This window comes from Bacillus sp. FF-1, from assembly GCF_028548245.1.
GTDB classification, from domain to species: domain Bacteria; phylum Bacillota; class Bacilli; order Bacillales; family Bacillaceae_G; genus Bacillus_A; species Bacillus_A paranthracis.
The window spans coordinates 301,619-317,970 of the sequence record NZ_JAQQGG010000001.1; the positions used below are offsets into that span (position 1 = coordinate 301,619).

Consider the following 16,352-nt stretch of genomic DNA (forward strand, 5'->3'; position numbering starts at 1 on the left):
CAACTTCTTAATGGTATAAGAAGGGTGCATTAAAAGTATCTGTTAAGGTGTCCAGAGAAAATTAGGAAACCGAAACATACAACGTGGAACGTAATTACGATCGCAAGGACGTGTGTAAATTTGTTGTTTGGCCAAAACTTATGCTTTTTGTTTTTTCGTTCGAAAATATCGAATAGAATAAACAGTGCGGCATGATATAGACCATAAATAACATACTGCGCAACAGCGCTTCCTTGGATGTGCCAAATTCCCATAATGAAGAAGTTTAAAAATGCACCGATATACGAAATAGTGTATCGGTTCTTAATTAACTTTTTCTTCGTTGCAAAAAAGACGAAACGCATGTAGATAAAATCACGGAACCAGAATGATAAACTCATGTGCCAACGGTTCCAGAAGTCTTTTATATTACGACTAAGGAACGGTTTATTAAAGTTTTCAGGAGTTTTAATTCCCATCATATAACTGATACCAATTACGAACGCACTATAACCTGCAAAGTCAAAGAATAATTGCATGCTAGTAGCGTACATAAAAATCACGTTAGATAAAAGTGTATCTTGATTGGCGAATACGGCCTTTACAAGATATGTTGTTATTAAGTGCGCGATTATAAATTTGTACAGAAAACCTTGGAAAATACGGTTAAGTCCTGTATATAGTAACTTTTGATATTCTTCAGCGCTAGGCGGCTTTTGAATATCTTTTTGGAATCTACGGTAACGATCAATAGGTCCACTTGAAATCGCAGGGAAGAATAAAACAAACTCCCAGAAATTAAAGAAGGAAAGTTCTTTAATTAAATTATCACGAACTTCAAAGACCATTTGTACAGCTCTAAATGTTACGTAAGACATACCTGCGAAAACAATAAAATGCAATTCAGGTACAAATGGTGCGATTTTTGCCAAAATAAGTGGCAAAATCGATAAAATAACAGCTATACAAAACATGAATGTACTATTGTTTTGTTTTCTTAAAAGTAAATAGCCTTTAATAAGGGCATATTGCCAAATAATAAATGCAGCTAACATAATCGCTTGCTTCGGTTTATCCGAGAAGATAATAGCAATCATGACTAATGTTAAAACGGCATTATATTTACGCAACATTTTACCTTTTAGTCCAGCTATGATAGTAGGTATTAATAAAATGCCCACTATAGCGAAAAAATAAAATGATCCATATGCGGTCATGCTGTAACCTCACTCAATAATTTTTTGCGATCTACCTTTCCATTTGGTGTCATTGGAATAGAAGATTGATACATGAATTTACGTGGAATCATGTAGTTTGGTAATCGCTCATTGAGTTCTTTTTTGATTGCAGATGTTAATTTGAATTCTTTTTCAAATGAATGTTCTCCAGGAACAACAACCGCTAATAAATAATCGTATTTCTCACCTTTTTTAATTGGAACGATAACTGCTCCTTCTACGTAAGAACACGCACGAAGGTGATGCTCAATTTCTTCTAATTCCATTCGATAACCATGCAGCTTAATTTGGAAATCAAGACGACCATTATAGAATAGAAGACCATTTTCAACATAGCCAGCATCGCCTGTTTTATAGGCGCGCTCACCGTCAATCATAGTAAATGCTTTTTCTGTTAATTCAGGGCTTCCTAAATATCCAACGCTTACGCTTGGACCAACAATTACGATTTCACCTTTTTCACCATCAGGCGCAATCGTACCATCTTCTTTCATAATAAGAAGGCGGCAGTCTGATTTACAGTAGCCAACTGGAAGTGATTTGTATTGATCAAGCACTTCTTCTGTAACGTGAATACCTGTTACAGCGACAGTAGCTTCAGTTGGACCGTACGTATTCATAATTGTTGCTTTCGGGAAACGCTCAATTAATTTTCTAGCTACTTCATTTGGTAACACTTCACCGCAGAATAAGAATGTTTTCATGTTTGGTAGCATACTCTCAGAGAAAGATGCTTCCATTAAACACATTTCTGCGAAAGATGGTGTGGAAGTCCATACTTGTATATCCGATTGCTCTAAAGAAGCAAACAAGTCTTTTGGACGTGCAATCATATCTTTATCAATTGCCCAAAGTGTACCACCTGTTACTAATGATGGGTAAATATCCATGACAGATAAATCAAATGAGAAAGGTGCTTGGTTTAAGAATACTTGCCCCGTCTGTAAGTTGAAATCTTCTACAGCCCATTTTGTAAAACTTACAAGGCAGTTATAAGTAATCTGAACCCCTTTCGGATTACCTGTGCTTCCTGATGTGTAAATAATGTAGAAGTTTTCATCACCTTTTACCGCATGTTCAGGATTTGGAGTTTTCCCTTTATGAGTAAAGAAAATATCTTTTAAGTTGTCCTCACTTACAATGCGAACTGGTAAATCAGTTACAGTTACTTCAGTTCCTGATAAAAGTAGTTTCGCACCAGAATTTTCAGCGATACGTTGTACACGATCAGCTGGGATAGATAAATCTACAGGAATATAAGCATGTCCAGCTTTTACACATCCTAAAAAGTTAATAATCATTTCAGGTTGCATATGGCCATACACCATAATTGGTGAACGATCATCTGGATACTCAGAAGAAATCCAATGTGCTAACGCATCAGAATCTTCCTTTAATTGTTTGTACGTAATTTTCGCATCTCGCCAAACAAAAGCAGTTTGATCAGGCGTTTCAATAGCCCACTTTTCAATTTGTTCTAATAACTTCATAACGTTCCCACCCTAGAATTCATTGTAAATAAATGTACTTGTGTTTGTATCATGGAATCCATACAACCAAAGTAATGCAAATAAAATTGCAAGGTAATAAACCGTCTTTGCAACCCATTGTGTGAGTGGTCGAGACCATATCTCTTTTAATCTTTCCATGTCTTTCCCTCTCTTAATGAAATAATAGCTCTTTGTAGGTATCATGTCCTACATTATTGTGAAAAAAACAAAATTCCACATTTTAGGTAAAAATAAGTCAAAAGGCTCTTTTCTGATATTAGCACTAAATACTAAAAAAGAAAATCCCTAACTTAGCAATTATATTACATTCAGCATCAATTTGTAATGGATTTGATATGTAAATAGGAAGTGGATTGTGTGAATACATAAAAGTGGACTATAAGAATGCGAAAAAATAGAGTATTTGTTTTTATTAATCACTCGAGACAGAGTAAAGTTTACAATTTCTATCTCTTTTGAAAAGGAGGAAATTATCATGAATAGAGTGTGGAAGAGTTTAATTGCGGAAGAAAATATCGTGAAATGGAGAAGACATTTTCATAAGTATCCGGAATTATCGTTTCATGAGAAAGAAACTTCACAATTTATATATGATACATTATGCACATTTTCTTCTTTTGAAGTAACGAGACCGACGAAGTATAGTGTACTAGCAATTAAAAGAGGAACGGAACAAGGGAAAGTAGTTGCGATTCGAGCTGATATAGATGCTCTCCCAATTCAAGAGGAGACGAGTAAATCTTATACGTCTGTGAATAAAGGAATGATGCATGCATGTGGACATGATGCTCACGCAGCTATTTTGTTGGGGACAGCAGAAGTACTATCAAATATAAAGGAAGATTTTGCAGGGGAGATTCGTCTATTTTTTCAGCACGCAGAAGAGGTATATCCCGGCGGGGGACAAGAAATGGTTGAGGCAGGTGTAATGGACGGTGTTGATTATGTAATAGGTTTACATGTTATGTCAGGACTTGAGAGCGGAAAGATAGGAATTGCGTATGGGCCGATGATGGCGGCACCAGACGTATTTACAGTTGAAATTCAAGGGAAAGGGGGACATGCGGCGAGGCCGGAGGAAACGATAGATCCTATTGCTATCGGAGCGCAGATTATTACAAATCTACAACATATTGTATCAAGAAATACAAGTGCTTTCATGCAAAGAGTCGTTTCAGTTACGCAGTTTCATGGGGGAATGGCTGATAATATTATTCCTAGTGCAGCAACTTTAATGGGCACTGTTCGTTCATTTAATCAAGCATTAAGGTTGGAAGCAGAAGAGAAAATTGAGAAAATCGTGAAAGGAATTACAGAAGCACATGGAGGGTCGTATACATATTCGTATCGATATGGATATGATCCGGTTATTAATGATGAATATATTACGAAAGTAGTAGAAGAAAGTGCACTACATTTGTTTGGAAATGAGCGTGTTGTGAAGCTTGAACCTTCTATGGGAGGAGAAGATTTTTCGGCATATTTAAGAAAAGCACCTGGTTGTTTTATTAAATTAGGGACTGGTAATAAAAAGATAGATACTTGCTACCCGCATCATCATCCAAAATTTGATGTAGATGAATCAGCTCTCATTTATGGAGTGGAATTATTTTTAGAAACAACAATGAGATTATTGAAATCATAGAAAAGTATAAAGTGCAACTTTAATCAGTGGGGGTTTTACTGCCCATTAAAGTGGGATAAAAAAAGGCAACTGCGCTCTATCGCAGTTGCTTTTATTTCTTTCCGTCAGAGAGGGCTGAGAAAGAACTATGCTCATTTATAGTATATGAATAGCTAACGGACAAGCTTGTACATTTTAATCATTTTTTAAAAAAAGTTGTTGACAGTGATAATCAATATCAATTAATCTAAAAATAGTTGAAATTGATAATTATTATCAATAGGATGGATGCGACATGTTAATGAGAAAAAAATTTCACCTTCTACGGAGGGGATTAAAAGATAAAAATAAAGAAGTTGATCAGCATATGGAATGGCAACGAAATGTAATTCGTTCGGAATATGTAGATGAGAAGAAGAGCATTCAAACAGAAAAAGAGATACAAAGTAAGGGGAGAGGTTCAGTTGAGTAAGTTAGTAATGATTTTTGCAAGTATGAGTGGAAATACAGAGGAAATGGCTGATCATATTGCCGGCGTGATTCGTGAAACTGAAAATGAAATTGAAGTGATTGATATTATGGATTCACCAGAAGCTTCTATATTAGAACAGTATGATGGAATTATTTTAGGTGCATACACTTGGGGAGATGGTGACCTTCCGGATGATTTCTTAGATTTTTATGACGCAATGGATTCTATTGATTTAACTGGGAAAAAAGCGGCAGTATTCGGATCATGTGATTCAGCTTATCCAAAATATGGCGTGGCAGTTGACATTTTAATAGAAAAGCTAAAAGAACGCGGGGCAGAAGTTGTGTCAGAAGGATTAAAAGTAGAATTAACGCCAGAAGATGAAGATGTAGAAAAATGTTTACAGTTTGGAGCTGAATTTGTAAAACACCTTTCTTAATGGCAGAAGGGAGATGAAGAGCAAGTGCATGAGAAAATCGCAATTAAAACGATGACAGATTATCATTTGTATGATTTTATGCGTTGTCCACATAAATTTTATTTTCGTCATATCAAAAGAAGAGAACCTTCTTCGTTTGAATGGCAACAAATCGCACAAATGATTGTGAATCGAATTATTAACGAATATTACACATTACCGGCAGGCCAACAAACGAAAATTGTACTTTTAATATTAATAGAAAAGTATTGGAAAAAAGTAAGAGTTAATATGTTTGCTTCGAAGATGGAGTATTACATTGTGTTAGCGAAGCTAACGGATCACTTATTACAGTTTGTTGAAAGAGATGATAGTCAGACACCACCGTTATTTTTATATGAAAAATTTCAAACATATATGGAAGAGTTAGGTGTCCACATGTCATTGACATTAGAAGTTGGTGAGTGGAGTACTGAGTCGTTTGTAATTAAAAAGTATGTTGTCGATGCGGATGAGGAAATGCTTGCTCTTTGTCAAAAGCTAATGACAGTATTTAGTTATAAAGCTTTCGGCATTCTTCCAGGGAAAATTGAAGTTATTAATTTAATAGAAGGAACTAAGTATGACTACACTCCGAAACAGGAAGATATTATAACTGGAATGGCTCATTTATCTAGAATGAAAGAAATGTTACAGCAACCTGAGCATTATACAGAGCGTCATTTTCGTTCTGAGTGTATAAGTTGTGCATTTCGTAGTGAATGCCAAGGGGAAGAAGTAAAGAAAGAAGCGAAACAGAAGAAAAATATCGTACATTAAAGGATGCAAATTTGCATCCTTTTTTGTTGTTGACATGAAAAGCTTTTCATCATGTATCGTATATTTGTAGCAGATTTTAATAAAGGGAGGAATAATCAATGAAAGATGAAACGAAAGTATTTCAATGGTTAAAAGAACAGAATGCCCCTTTTGGAATTCAACTGCAAATTTTACAGGCATTTCAACTGTATAAAGTCATTGTTGAAATGGATAAAAAGTTAATGTTATATGAGGAGAGAGAATATAGGGAGAGAATGTAATCTCATCCCTGTAGTATTGCTTTCAGTTGTTCTATACCAGCTAAAAATTCAAGTTCATTCTTTGTTTCAAAGTTATAAATTATATTATGTAGTAAAGGACTGTATTGATAAAAATTTGTGATACGGTGAGTGAGTAATGGATCATGGTGTGAAGTAAGTGTACAGTATTGTTCATATACTGATGTAGTAAATTCATGTCCGAAATCATCATATAGCCCAGCAAAGTCAAAGGCAGGATCTCCAATTTGAGCATCACCAAAATCAATGATTCCTGAAATGGTTTTATTTTGTTTATCAAATAAAATGTGATGATGTGTAAAATCAGCGTGAATGATTGTATTTTGAAATTTGGATGTAGCTAGACAGGCAAAGAAATTCTCGAATAAACGGTTTAAGGTTGATTTCTGGAACGAAGTTAGACTGTTAGTAACATACTCATTTAATTTAGTTTGTAGCTCTTTCCAGTAGGTAAGTGTTTTTTCGGTAGGGAACCCTAACGCTGTAACACTTTTTAGAGGAATGCTATGTAGAGCCGCAAGGAAAGTAGCTAATTGTGTAATAATTATTTTTCGTTCTTTTTCATCTAAGTTCGCAACTATTTCTGTTTTTAACGGTTCACCATGAATGAGAGTATAGTAGCTACAAAGAGGAACCTCATCAGATTCATTTGTATAAATTAGGTGATATTGTGGAACTTCGATTTCTTGTAGTGATTGAGTGAGAATTGTGCACAGTTCTTTTTCTAACGGAATTCGCATTGCATATTCCTGTTTTCGCGGGAAACGAAACAGTAGCTCATCATTTACTATAATCGCTACATTATCCCATCCTTCTTCATTTTGTTTATAGGAATGTATAGAAAGATTAGGCAAAGCTTCTTTTATATATTGTTTGTAAGAGTCCATAATTGTTCCTCGTTTCTAAGTTATTCCACTTTATGATATCAGAATTTTCTTTCTATATGTTAAAATATAATTATCATTATGAAGAGGGGCGGGAGTGTTATAAAGAAAAGACTATTAATCACTTCTCTATGTATCGCTTTTGGATTGTTTTGGTCATATAAAGAAGAGGTTTTTGCGGGCTATAAACCGATTGATCAGTACGGATTAAATAAGGAATTAAAAAACAAAGGTATAGAAACTTTAACTCATAATGAAATGAAAAAGGTAGGAGAACATTTTGTGACCGAGCAACTATCAGTTTTTGAGTTTACTAATAAAGAAGATGTGAAACGAAAAGGTGAAGAACTATTTTTAAATAGAGGGTATGAACAATTAATGAAAAATTATTATCCAAATCGTTTTCAGGATTTAGAGTATAAATTTATAAACGAGGAGATACGTGAAGTGACGGATGGAAGTTTTCTCTATCAAACTGTAGCGTACGTGGCGGGTACTGAAAATGGTAAGAGAAGCGAAATGAAATTGAATTATGAAATGAAAATTGTAAAGGTTAATCATACATTTAAGGTATTAGAACAAAAACAGTACGTACAATAAAGAGAAATATGAACCAGTACCATAAATAGCGGTATAAAAAATCCCCCAGTTCTTTGAGGGATTTTAAAGATTTTCATTTTGTTGACCAAGTTCTTTTTGAGCAATATATAAATTTCCTTGCTCGACTTGTTTCTGAGTAAGAACCGAATCACCTGCATACCCTTTTTCTGTTTTCACAATTCTTTTTGAACGATTGGAATTTTGTTTCTTCATATAATAAATCACCTTCCATCAAAAATAAACGAAAATGATAAGCACAAGCAATACAGCGGCAAAAATGGTAATCCCCATTAAAAACGAAGTGTTTTTATATTTAGGTTGTTTATGTACATCTTGCCGATATCCAGGTGAAATTTCAGGGGCGAATTCTTCGTCGAATGATTGCTTTTTTTCTTTTTCGTCCATATGTATCCACCTTTCTTTTTCATTATGTTATACGTTACAAGAAAAAATATGCATAAAGAAAACAACCGCTATATTATGAGCGGCTGTTTTGCGTTGTATATTTTCTCTGAACTTGAAAGAGACGGATAAGGAGGAAGGTTGCTCCAAATGCTAGACCGATAATAAGACCGATCCAATATCCTTTTGCTGCCCAATCAGTATAGGTTGCTAATATGTAACCGAGAGGGAGACCAATTACCCAATAGGCGATTAATGTCATAATTAAGGCGACATTTACATCTTTATAACCACGTAGTGCCCCTTGTACAGGAGTTGCAATTGCATCTGAGATTTGAAATAAAATCGCAAATATAAGAAATTCTTTTGCTAAATGATGAACTTGTATATCTGTCGTATAAATAGAAGCAATTTCATCATCAAAGAAGTAAAGAAGAATGGAATATAATAGGGCGAATGCAAGTGCTAAGCCAATCCCGATAAATCCATATTGTTTTGCGTTATTATATCGTTTCGCTCCAACTTCAAATCCAACAGAGATGGTCATGGCCATTGCTAAACTTAAAGGAGTCATATATAGCAAGGAAGCGAAGTTCATAGCTGCTTGATGAGCTGCGATTGTTGTCGTACTAAAATTACTCATCATAAGTGTTACTGCAGCGAAAATACTCGTTTCAAAAAAGATAGCAAATCCGATAGGGACGCCAAGTTTTAAGAACTCTTTCCAACTAGAAAGAGAAGGGCGATATAACTGTTTAAAAATATGGAAAGATGCAAAAGGCTCTCTCGTACGAATAATCATAACGGTAATAATTAAAATGCACCAATAGGTTGCTGTAGAAGCAATTGCTGCTCCGACACCACCGAGTTTTGGAAAACCGAAATGCCCAAAAATTAATACATAATTTAATATTACGTTAATAGGTAATGATAGTAACGTAATAATCATCGTTGTGCGAGTTTTTCCTAATGCATCAATAAATCCACGTAAAACAGTGTAAGTAAATAAAGGAATAATTCCCATTGCAATAATACTTAAAAATTGTGCTGCAATACGTTCTACCGGTTCTTCTAATCGCATGCCATTTAAAATGGGTGTAACAGCGAAAAATCCAATAAGCATAACGACGAAGCTAGCGCAAATTGCTAAATAGACTGCTTGTATGACGACTTGGGGAACATCTTCTTTTTTCTTGGATCCAACGAGTTGCGCAACAATTGGAGTTGTAGCCATCAAAATACCTGTTAATCCCGTACTAACTGGAATCCATATACTCGTTCCGATAGCAACCCCTGCTAAATCAATAGGGCTTGCATGTCCTGACATTGTTGTATCAAAAAAGCTCATTGCAAATAATGACATTTGCGTAACAAAAATCGGGAAAAATAGTAATACAAATTGCTTTAATTTTTGTGAGAATGTACTAGTTTCTTTCATAAAATCCCCTTTCTACGTAAAAAAGAAAACTCTTACTATCATACAATTTAATCAAAAAATAGAAAAGGAATAAGCTTATTAAAACTACGGTTTGACTATAAAAAAGGATGCACTTTGAAAGGGGATAAGGTATTATGGTAAGGTATGAAAAAATTACATATTATTAGTTATTAAGGAGGCACTACTCGTGGCTGATTGGTTAATTGGAATAATCATGGGTGCTGTTGAAGGTTTAACAGAGTTTTTACCAGTTTCATCAACAGGGCATATGATTTTAACAGGTCATTTACTTGGATTTGACGATGAGAGAGCGAAAGTTTTCGAAGTTGTTATTCAATTGGGATCGATTTTAGCAGTTGTAGTTATATTTTGGAAGCGTCTATGGTCTTTAGTAGGTATAGGGAAAGTAACAGACGGACCATCGTTAAATTTATTACATATTATTATCGGAATGATTCCTGCCGGCGTACTTGGCGTATTGTTCCATAGTGCGATTAAAGAAGTTTTATTTGGGCCAGGCCCAGTTGTCATTAGCTTAGTGGCTGGTGGTATTTTAATGATTGTTGCTGAGAAGTTTTCAAAACCAAGTACAGCAAGAACATTAGATGAAATCACATATAAGCAAGCATTTACAATCGGAATGTTCCAATGTTTAGCACTTTGGCCAGGATTTTCTCGTTCTGGTTCTACAATAAGTGGTGGTTTATTAGCTCGCGTGTCACATACAGCGGCAGCTGAATATACATTCATTTTAGCAGTACCAATGATGGTAGCTGCAAGTGGCTTAGATTTAATTAAAAGCTGGGATATATTAAGTGCGGCTGATATACCGCTATTTGCAACAGGATTTATTACGGCGTTCGTTGTTGCAATGCTTGCAATTGTTTCATTCTTAAAATTATTATCTCGTGTAAAACTAACACCGTTTGCTTACTACCGTTTCATTTTAGCTGCGGTATTTTATTTCTTCATTATGTAATAAAAAAACTGCCGAGTTCGGCAGTTTTTTTATTTTACTACTTTTTCCATCATGCTTTCCATTACATGTTCCCAAAGAGAAGTGTCATCAGCTAATGTGGCACGGAAATTAGCGTACATTTCTTTTTGTTTCTCTTCGAATGTTGGATCTTCTTTTTCAGGCAATGTAGCGCGCATTGAAGTTACTAACTCTTGTACTTTTGGAGCACGTGGTCCCCAAACGGCTTGTTCGTTTCCATCTTTATCAATGAAAATAAAGATTGGAATCGCACGTGCTGTTCCGTTTGTTAAATATTGATCCATTAATTCTAAGTTTTCATCGCGAATTAATAATGACATATCAATATTTGCAACTTCAGAAATTCGTTTCATAACAGGTACGCATAAAAGAGCATCGCCACACCAATCAGCTGTTAATACAATAACACGCCAGCCATCATTTTGACGTTCTTCTAATACAGGAAGTAATTCATTTGGAATTAAAAAGTTATTGTAAATGTGCAGTAGCTCGTATTGATTTACTTTCATTTCATTCACATATGTATCAAAGGACATACCTCTATCAGCCCATTTTTGTAAGTTCATAAGTAACACCTCTTTAGTATGATTTGTTTTCATTGTACCAATTTTTATATAGAAAAGCTTGTATTCTTACTCTTTCTTGTCACTTAATAATTTACTTAATAGGAAAAAGAATAGTACGACACATAATTCAGCTATGTTGGATAGTTGCACGCTCTCTATCCAATCGTCAGCGGTATGAATGACGAACCAATCTAGCGTAATTTCAATGATTGCAAAAAGAGTAATAGAAAGCCAATTTGGCATGTTTTGTGTCATTGGATATAGCAGTGCCTTGAAGAAAACGAAGATGAAAAATATAATACCGTCTAAGAAAGTAATTAATAAAAAAAATAGAAGTAAGGCAGTGCGCGATCGATACTCTACACCAGTAATATGAAAGATTCCTACATATATAAAAAATATAAATGCAAAAATTACAATGAGGAACAGAATAACAAAACCAATGATCAAAGTTTTATCTTTTAGATTGAAATTCGAAAATTTGTCTTCTTCACCCACTATCCCAACTCCTTTTTTTGGAAATTTAACTTCATTTTATCATGAAATATCTATTAAAAAACTACGAATTATGGGAAAATAAGGTGACAAAAAGTAAGATTTCATGTAGAATTATTAATAAGGTTTTTATTTAACTAAATGAAATAAAAGGGGCTGTCAAAGTTGTCTCAAAATCGAGAGCAATTAATGGAAGAACTATCGACAAATGTTTTTGCTATGTTCCGCACGTTGCGTAATGATATTGGAAAAATATTTGGTGGTTACATACCGTGGAATGAGTTCATCGTCCTTAGAATATTGAATCGTACGAATAAAGAAATGGTATCACGTGTAGCGAATGAATTAAATGTGTCGAATAGTCATATTACAGCTGTTACAGAAAAATTAATTAATAAAGGTTTTGTAACTCGTTCACGTTCTACGTCAGATCGCCGAGTTGTATATTTGGAGATTACTGAACAAGGAAAAGATTTAGTTGCGAAAATGGAAGATGCGAAAAAACAATATTTACAAGAAAGATTTTCTACGCTTTCAGAAGAAGAAATGAATATAATGATATCTATTTCTAAAAAACTTATTTAAGTTATTACAAGTAAGAAAACGTTTACACTTCGAAAAAAAAGACTTTCCTTATATGAGGAAGGTCTTTTTTCGTATGTAAAAGATTATAAAAAAGAAAATATGTAACATACTACTAATAAAGGAAGGGGGCAGAAATATGACAAATCGAAATGGTAGTAAAGGGAGCGGAAATCAAGGCTCACCGAAATCAGGGCAATTTCAACAAGAGTTTAGTGCAGAATTTGAAACTGGTAACGATAATAAAGGAAAAGAATATCGTTCGAAAAAGGGAAGTAAATCAAAAAAGGAGTGAATCATTTCACTCCTTTTTTGATTTAAGATGCGGCAGATTGATCTGTATTATATTTTTCTTCTGATTTTGCGACAATCATTGCGCAAATTGCATCACCAGAAATATTTACAGCTGTTCTTGACATATCTAGAATGCGGTCAATACCGATAATTAAGGCAATACCTTCTACCGGTAGATTTACTTGATTTAAAACCATCGTCAGCATTACAAGCCCAACACCTGGTACACCAGCAGTGCCGATACTAGCTAGTACAGCAGTTAATACGACTACAGCTAGTTGGGAAATAGTAAGTTCAACGCCGTATACTTGAGCGATAAATACAGTTGCTACACCTTGCATAATGGCAGTACCATCCATATTAATTGTTGCACCTAGTGGTTGTACAAAAGAGCTAATTGCTTTTGGAACACCAAGCTTCTCTTGTGCGGTTTTCATTGCAAATGGAAGAGATGCATTAGAGCTAGATGTACTAAATCCAATCGCCATTACTGGTCCGAAATGTTTAAAGAAACGGACAATGCTTTCTTTTGCCAATACTTTTAATAAGCCACCATATACGAAGACACCGTGAATAATAAGTACTAGCATAACGACAATCATATACTTGAACATCGCAGCGACGCCTGCAAGACCCATTTTACCAACGGATGAAGCAAGCAACCCAAATGTTCCGATTGGAGCTAATTTCATAACGAGATTAACGAGATACATCATTAATTCGTTGCCCTGTTCAAGTAATGAATGAATACCTTGGACACGTTTTCCTAAAATAGCTATACCAAGTCCAATTAATACGGCAAAGGCAATAATTTGTAACATGTTTCCATCAGCCATCGCTTTTGCTGGATTATCTGGTACGATATTTAGCAATGTATCGACGAAAGATGTTTCGGTTTTTGCACCTTCATATTTAAGCCCTTCGGTTTTAAAATTACCACCAGATCCTGGTTGTATAATCAGTGCAAATGTAACTGCAATAGAGATGGCAACGGCTGTAGTTACAAGAAAGAATGAAATTGATTTTAAACCAATTCTTCCAAGTTGCTTCGGATCTCCAAGACCAGCAGCTCCAAGTACGATAGAAATGAATACAACAGGGACAACTAGCATTTTAATGAGGCGAATAAACAATTGACCAAGTGGATTGAACACATATTGATTTAATGGTTCAAAAATGGATGGTGCAGCTAAATTTAAAGTGAGTCCGACAACTAAACCGAGAAATAATGCAATTAAGATTGCTTTTGTTTGTTTCAATAAAATCCCCCCTTATTTTTTGTAAAATAGCTTTCTACATTAATTGTACCGAAAAAATACCTATTTTGACAATATTTTCTGAATATTTTGTACAAAATATTTATCCCGCTTTAATGGGCAGTAAGACCCCCACCTCAAGATTCAGCGAAAGCAAAGAAGTTAGGTGGGGGTCGGGCTGCCCATAAAAGTCCGATTGGTTCAACTAATAATCAGTGGGGGATGAAAAACTCCCCACTGATTAAAGTTTCACTTTATTTTAATGTAGAGAGGATTACATTTTGTATTTGAAAAACAAATTAGGCCATCACATTGGATGACCTAGGGAAGGGGACAATTTATGTCAATTTAATTAGGGATGGAAGTTGTTCAAGACACTGGGGAATGTCTTATAAATTAGGGAGGAACAACTTCGATACATATACTATAAAAGATAGATGTGACCGGGGTGTGAACATAGAGTGAAAGAGAGAGGGAGTTTTAAATAGAAGATAGAAAGACAAAAAATAAGACCATCACATATGATGGCCAAAGGAAGGGGACAAATTTATGTCAATTTAATTAGGGATGGAAGTTGTTCAAGACACTGGGGAATGTCTTATAAATTAGGGAGGAACAACTTCGATACATATACTATAAAATGTGGATGTGACGCCCGTGTGAACATAGAGTGAAAGAGAGAGGGAGTTTTAAATAGAAGATAAAAAGACAAAAAATAAGACCATCACGTAGGATGGCCAAAGGAAGGGGACAATTTATGTCAATTTAATTAGGGATGGAAAGCTGTTCAAGACACTGGGGAATGTCTTATAAATTAGGGAGGAACAGCTCCGATACATATACTATAAAAGATAGATGTGACCCCTATGTGAACATAGAGTGAAAGGTATGAGGATTTAAGCAATGATACATATAAAATGATTGTTGTGAGAGTTATAGAGTAAGGGTATTTATAATAGAAAGAGTCTTTTCATAAATGAAGTGAAGTTCGAGTATAAATAAAAGTTGAAAACTATGAAAAAAAGGATTATGCTCAACTATATTATAAGAATATAAGGTTTATCCTGCTATTTAAGGTTTTTTATAAGCCTTTAGTTATGAGGGGCAAAAAGGGAGTTAGTGAATATGGAAGTAACAAAAAGACAAAGGCTGTATAATCGTTTTATACGATTAAATCCACCACAAATATTAGCATTAGGTTTTTTCTGCTTAATTGTGGTTGGCGGTTTGTTATTAAAGTTACCATTCGCAACGAAAGTACATATTAGTTGGGTAGATGCTTTCTTTACGGCAACGTCAGCAGCGACTGTAACGGGATTGGGAGTAGTAGATACTGCAAGTACGTTTACGATGTTTGGCGAAATTGTAATTATGTTTTTAATTCAAACGGGCGGTTTAGGTCTTATGACAATTGCCATTTTAATTGTTTGGGTATTAGGTAAAAAAATCGGATTACGTCATCGCTTATTAATTGGAGAGGCATTTAATCAGACAAATATAGGTGGTCTCGTAAAATTAGTAAAACGTGTCTTTATATTTTCAATTTGTATTGAGTTTATTGGAGTCATCTTTTTATCATTTCGTTTTATTCCAGAGTTTGGCTTTGGAAAAGGTGTATACTATAGTATTTTTCACGTGATCGCATCTTATAATAATGCTGGATTTGCTCTATGGCCGGATAATTTAACAAGGTATGTAGGCGATCCGATTATTAATATTGGGATTTGCTCTTTAATCGTAATAGGCGGTCTCGGATTTACCGTACTAATTGATATATGGTATAGCCGGAGTTTTCGAAAACTATCGCTTCATTCCAAAATCATGATTATTGGAACGGTAGCGCTAAATGTGATAGCGATGATTGTGATTTTTGTATTGGAATATAATAATGTAAAGACGTTAGGGAATTTACCGTTAAATGAAAAGTTATGGGCTTCTTTTTTCCAAGGGATTACTCCTCGTACGGCTGGATTTAATACAGTTGACTACGGGGGAATGGAAGAATCATCTATATTATTTACGATGGTTTTAATGTTTATTGGTGCAGGAAGTGTATCAACAGGTGGAGGGATTAAATTAACAACGTTTGTTATTTTAGTTACATCTGTTCTTTCTTTCTTTAGAAAGAAAGAGGAAATCGTATTATTTCAGCGCACAATTAAAATGTCGACAGTAACGAGAGCATTAGCAATTGCCGTTGCTAGTCAAATCCTTATTTTTGCAGCAGTATTTATGTTAATGCTTACAGAAGACTTCAGTTTTATTCAGTTACTATTTGAAACAATTTCAGCGTTTGGAACAGTAGGATTAACGATGGGAATTACTGCAAAGTTATCAGCGTTTGGAAAATGTATGATTATGTTTGTTATGTTTTGTGGATTAATCGGACCGTTAACACTTGTATTTTCTTTAGCGCGACCAGCAAAACAAAAAATTAAATATCCGTCAGAAGATGTATTTACAGGATAAGGTATCCCGCATAAGCGAGATACCTTTTTC

20 protein-coding genes are annotated in these 16,352 nt (G+C 34.7%); 10 read left to right on the top strand and 10 right to left on the bottom strand.

The window, feature by feature from the left end; genetic code table 11:
• Nucleotides 1–29: 29 nt before the first annotated feature.
• The 3 genes from dltB to PQF83_RS01640 are packed head-to-tail and all read right to left on the bottom strand — an operon-like array spanning nucleotide 30 to nucleotide 2,866.
• Nucleotides 30–1,196, bottom strand: a complete 1,167-nt coding sequence (gene dltB / locus PQF83_RS01630; RefSeq protein ID WP_000127926.1) for a D-alanyl-lipoteichoic acid biosynthesis protein DltB — start codon at nucleotides 1,194–1,196, stop codon at nucleotides 30–32.
• Nucleotides 1,193–2,707, bottom strand: coding sequence for a D-alanine--poly(phosphoribitol) ligase subunit DltA (dltA, locus tag PQF83_RS01635; protein ID WP_000770523.1), 1,515 nt, complete (start codon nucleotides 2,705–2,707; stop codon nucleotides 1,193–1,195). The genes dltB and dltA overlap by 4 nt, the downstream gene beginning before the upstream one ends.
• A gap of 12 nt (nucleotides 2,708–2,719) precedes the next feature.
• Nucleotides 2,720–2,866, bottom strand: a complete 147-nt coding sequence (locus tag PQF83_RS01640; RefSeq protein WP_000440293.1) for a teichoic acid D-Ala incorporation-associated protein DltX — start codon at nucleotides 2,864–2,866, stop codon at nucleotides 2,720–2,722.
• A 337-nt stretch (nucleotides 2,867–3,203) separates the two neighbouring features.
• Here PQF83_RS01640 and amaA point away from each other — a divergent pair, with 337 nt between their 5' ends.
• The 5 genes from amaA (at nucleotide 3,204) to PQF83_RS01665 (ending at nucleotide 6,321) form a co-directional block, all read left to right on the top strand.
• Nucleotides 3,204–4,373, top strand: coding sequence for an N-acyl-aliphatic-L-amino acid amidohydrolase (gene amaA, locus PQF83_RS01645; protein ID WP_001082800.1), 1,170 nt, complete (start codon nucleotides 3,204–3,206; stop codon nucleotides 4,371–4,373).
• 274 nt (nucleotides 4,374–4,647) lie between these two features.
• Nucleotides 4,648–4,824, top strand: coding sequence for a hypothetical protein (locus tag PQF83_RS01650; RefSeq protein ID WP_000929012.1), 177 nt, complete (start codon nucleotides 4,648–4,650; stop codon nucleotides 4,822–4,824).
• Nucleotides 4,817–5,263 (top strand): flavodoxin, encoded by a 447-nt coding sequence (locus PQF83_RS01655; protein ID WP_000041151.1) that lies wholly within the window; start codon nucleotides 4,817–4,819, stop codon nucleotides 5,261–5,263. The genes PQF83_RS01650 and PQF83_RS01655 overlap by 8 nt, the downstream gene beginning before the upstream one ends.
• A gap of 24 nt (nucleotides 5,264–5,287) precedes the next feature.
• On the top strand, nucleotides 5,288–6,061 hold the full coding sequence (locus PQF83_RS01660; RefSeq protein ID WP_000544556.1) for a hypothetical protein: 774 nt from the start codon (nucleotides 5,288–5,290) through the stop codon (nucleotides 6,059–6,061).
• Nucleotides 6,062–6,159: 98 nt separating this feature from the next.
• Nucleotides 6,160–6,321, top strand: coding sequence for a hypothetical protein (locus PQF83_RS01665; protein ID WP_000651089.1), 162 nt, complete (start codon nucleotides 6,160–6,162; stop codon nucleotides 6,319–6,321).
• A 2-nt stretch (nucleotides 6,322–6,323) separates the two neighbouring features.
• Here the strand turns inward: PQF83_RS01665 and PQF83_RS01670 are convergent, their stop codons facing one another.
• Nucleotides 6,324–7,226 (bottom strand): aminoglycoside phosphotransferase family protein, encoded by a 903-nt coding sequence (locus tag PQF83_RS01670; protein ID WP_000378999.1) that lies wholly within the window; start codon nucleotides 7,224–7,226, stop codon nucleotides 6,324–6,326.
• A gap of 78 nt (nucleotides 7,227–7,304) precedes the next feature.
• Here PQF83_RS01670 and PQF83_RS01675 point away from each other — a divergent pair, with 78 nt between their 5' ends.
• Complete coding sequence (locus PQF83_RS01675; protein WP_000820142.1) at nucleotides 7,305–7,823, top strand: hypothetical protein; 519 nt, start codon at nucleotides 7,305–7,307, stop codon at nucleotides 7,821–7,823.
• A gap of 63 nt (nucleotides 7,824–7,886) precedes the next feature.
• Here PQF83_RS01675 and PQF83_RS01680 read toward each other — a convergent pair whose 3' ends face one another.
• The 3 genes from PQF83_RS01680 to PQF83_RS01690 all read right to left on the bottom strand — a co-directional run bounded on the left by PQF83_RS01680 (nucleotide 7,887) and on the right by PQF83_RS01690 (nucleotide 9,663).
• Nucleotides 7,887–8,036 (bottom strand): hypothetical protein, encoded by a 150-nt coding sequence (locus PQF83_RS01680; RefSeq protein ID WP_000744620.1) that lies wholly within the window; start codon nucleotides 8,034–8,036, stop codon nucleotides 7,887–7,889.
• An 18-nt stretch (nucleotides 8,037–8,054) separates the two neighbouring features.
• Entirely contained in the window at nucleotides 8,055–8,228 is a 174-nt protein-coding gene (locus tag PQF83_RS01685; RefSeq protein WP_000343560.1) for a hypothetical protein, read from the bottom strand.
• Nucleotides 8,229–8,301: 73 nt separating this feature from the next.
• A complete protein-coding gene (locus PQF83_RS01690; protein WP_000665529.1) occupies nucleotides 8,302–9,663 on the bottom strand; it encodes an MATE family efflux transporter in 1,362 nt (453 codons plus the stop codon).
• 187 nt (nucleotides 9,664–9,850) lie between these two features.
• Between PQF83_RS01690 and uppP the strand changes: the two genes are divergently transcribed.
• A complete protein-coding gene (uppP, locus tag PQF83_RS01695; protein ID WP_000796248.1) occupies nucleotides 9,851–10,642 on the top strand; it encodes a bacitracin resistance undecaprenyl-diphosphatase in 792 nt (263 codons plus the stop codon).
• A gap of 29 nt (nucleotides 10,643–10,671) precedes the next feature.
• Here the strand turns inward: uppP and PQF83_RS01700 are convergent, their stop codons facing one another.
• A complete protein-coding gene (locus tag PQF83_RS01700) occupies nucleotides 10,672–11,259 on the bottom strand; it encodes a thioredoxin family protein (protein WP_141402922.1) in 588 nt (195 codons plus the stop codon).
• A 33-nt stretch (nucleotides 11,260–11,292) separates the two neighbouring features.
• Nucleotides 11,293–11,724 carry a YrvL family regulatory protein gene (locus PQF83_RS01705; RefSeq protein WP_000503434.1) on the bottom strand — a complete coding sequence of 144 codons (432 nt, stop codon included), beginning with the start codon at nucleotides 11,722–11,724 and terminating at the stop codon, nucleotides 11,293–11,295.
• A gap of 162 nt (nucleotides 11,725–11,886) precedes the next feature.
• Here PQF83_RS01705 and PQF83_RS01710 point away from each other — a divergent pair, with 162 nt between their 5' ends.
• Both PQF83_RS01710 and PQF83_RS01715 read left to right on the top strand, forming a co-directional pair.
• A complete protein-coding gene (locus PQF83_RS01710; protein ID WP_000081435.1) occupies nucleotides 11,887–12,306 on the top strand; it encodes a MarR family winged helix-turn-helix transcriptional regulator in 420 nt (139 codons plus the stop codon).
• Between the two features lie 136 nt (nucleotides 12,307–12,442).
• Nucleotides 12,443–12,598 (top strand): hypothetical protein, encoded by a 156-nt coding sequence (locus PQF83_RS01715; protein ID WP_000184931.1) that lies wholly within the window; start codon nucleotides 12,443–12,445, stop codon nucleotides 12,596–12,598.
• A gap of 22 nt (nucleotides 12,599–12,620) precedes the next feature.
• On the opposite strand, the gene PQF83_RS01720 is transcribed toward PQF83_RS01715, so the two are convergent.
• Complete coding sequence (locus tag PQF83_RS01720; protein WP_000814817.1) at nucleotides 12,621–13,856, bottom strand: dicarboxylate/amino acid:cation symporter; 1,236 nt, start codon at nucleotides 13,854–13,856, stop codon at nucleotides 12,621–12,623.
• A gap of 1,122 nt (nucleotides 13,857–14,978) precedes the next feature.
• Here PQF83_RS01720 and PQF83_RS01725 point away from each other — a divergent pair.
• Nucleotides 14,979–16,322, top strand: coding sequence for a TrkH family potassium uptake protein (locus PQF83_RS01725; RefSeq protein WP_000454130.1), 1,344 nt, complete (start codon nucleotides 14,979–14,981; stop codon nucleotides 16,320–16,322).
• Nucleotides 16,323–16,352: the final 30 nt, after the last annotated feature.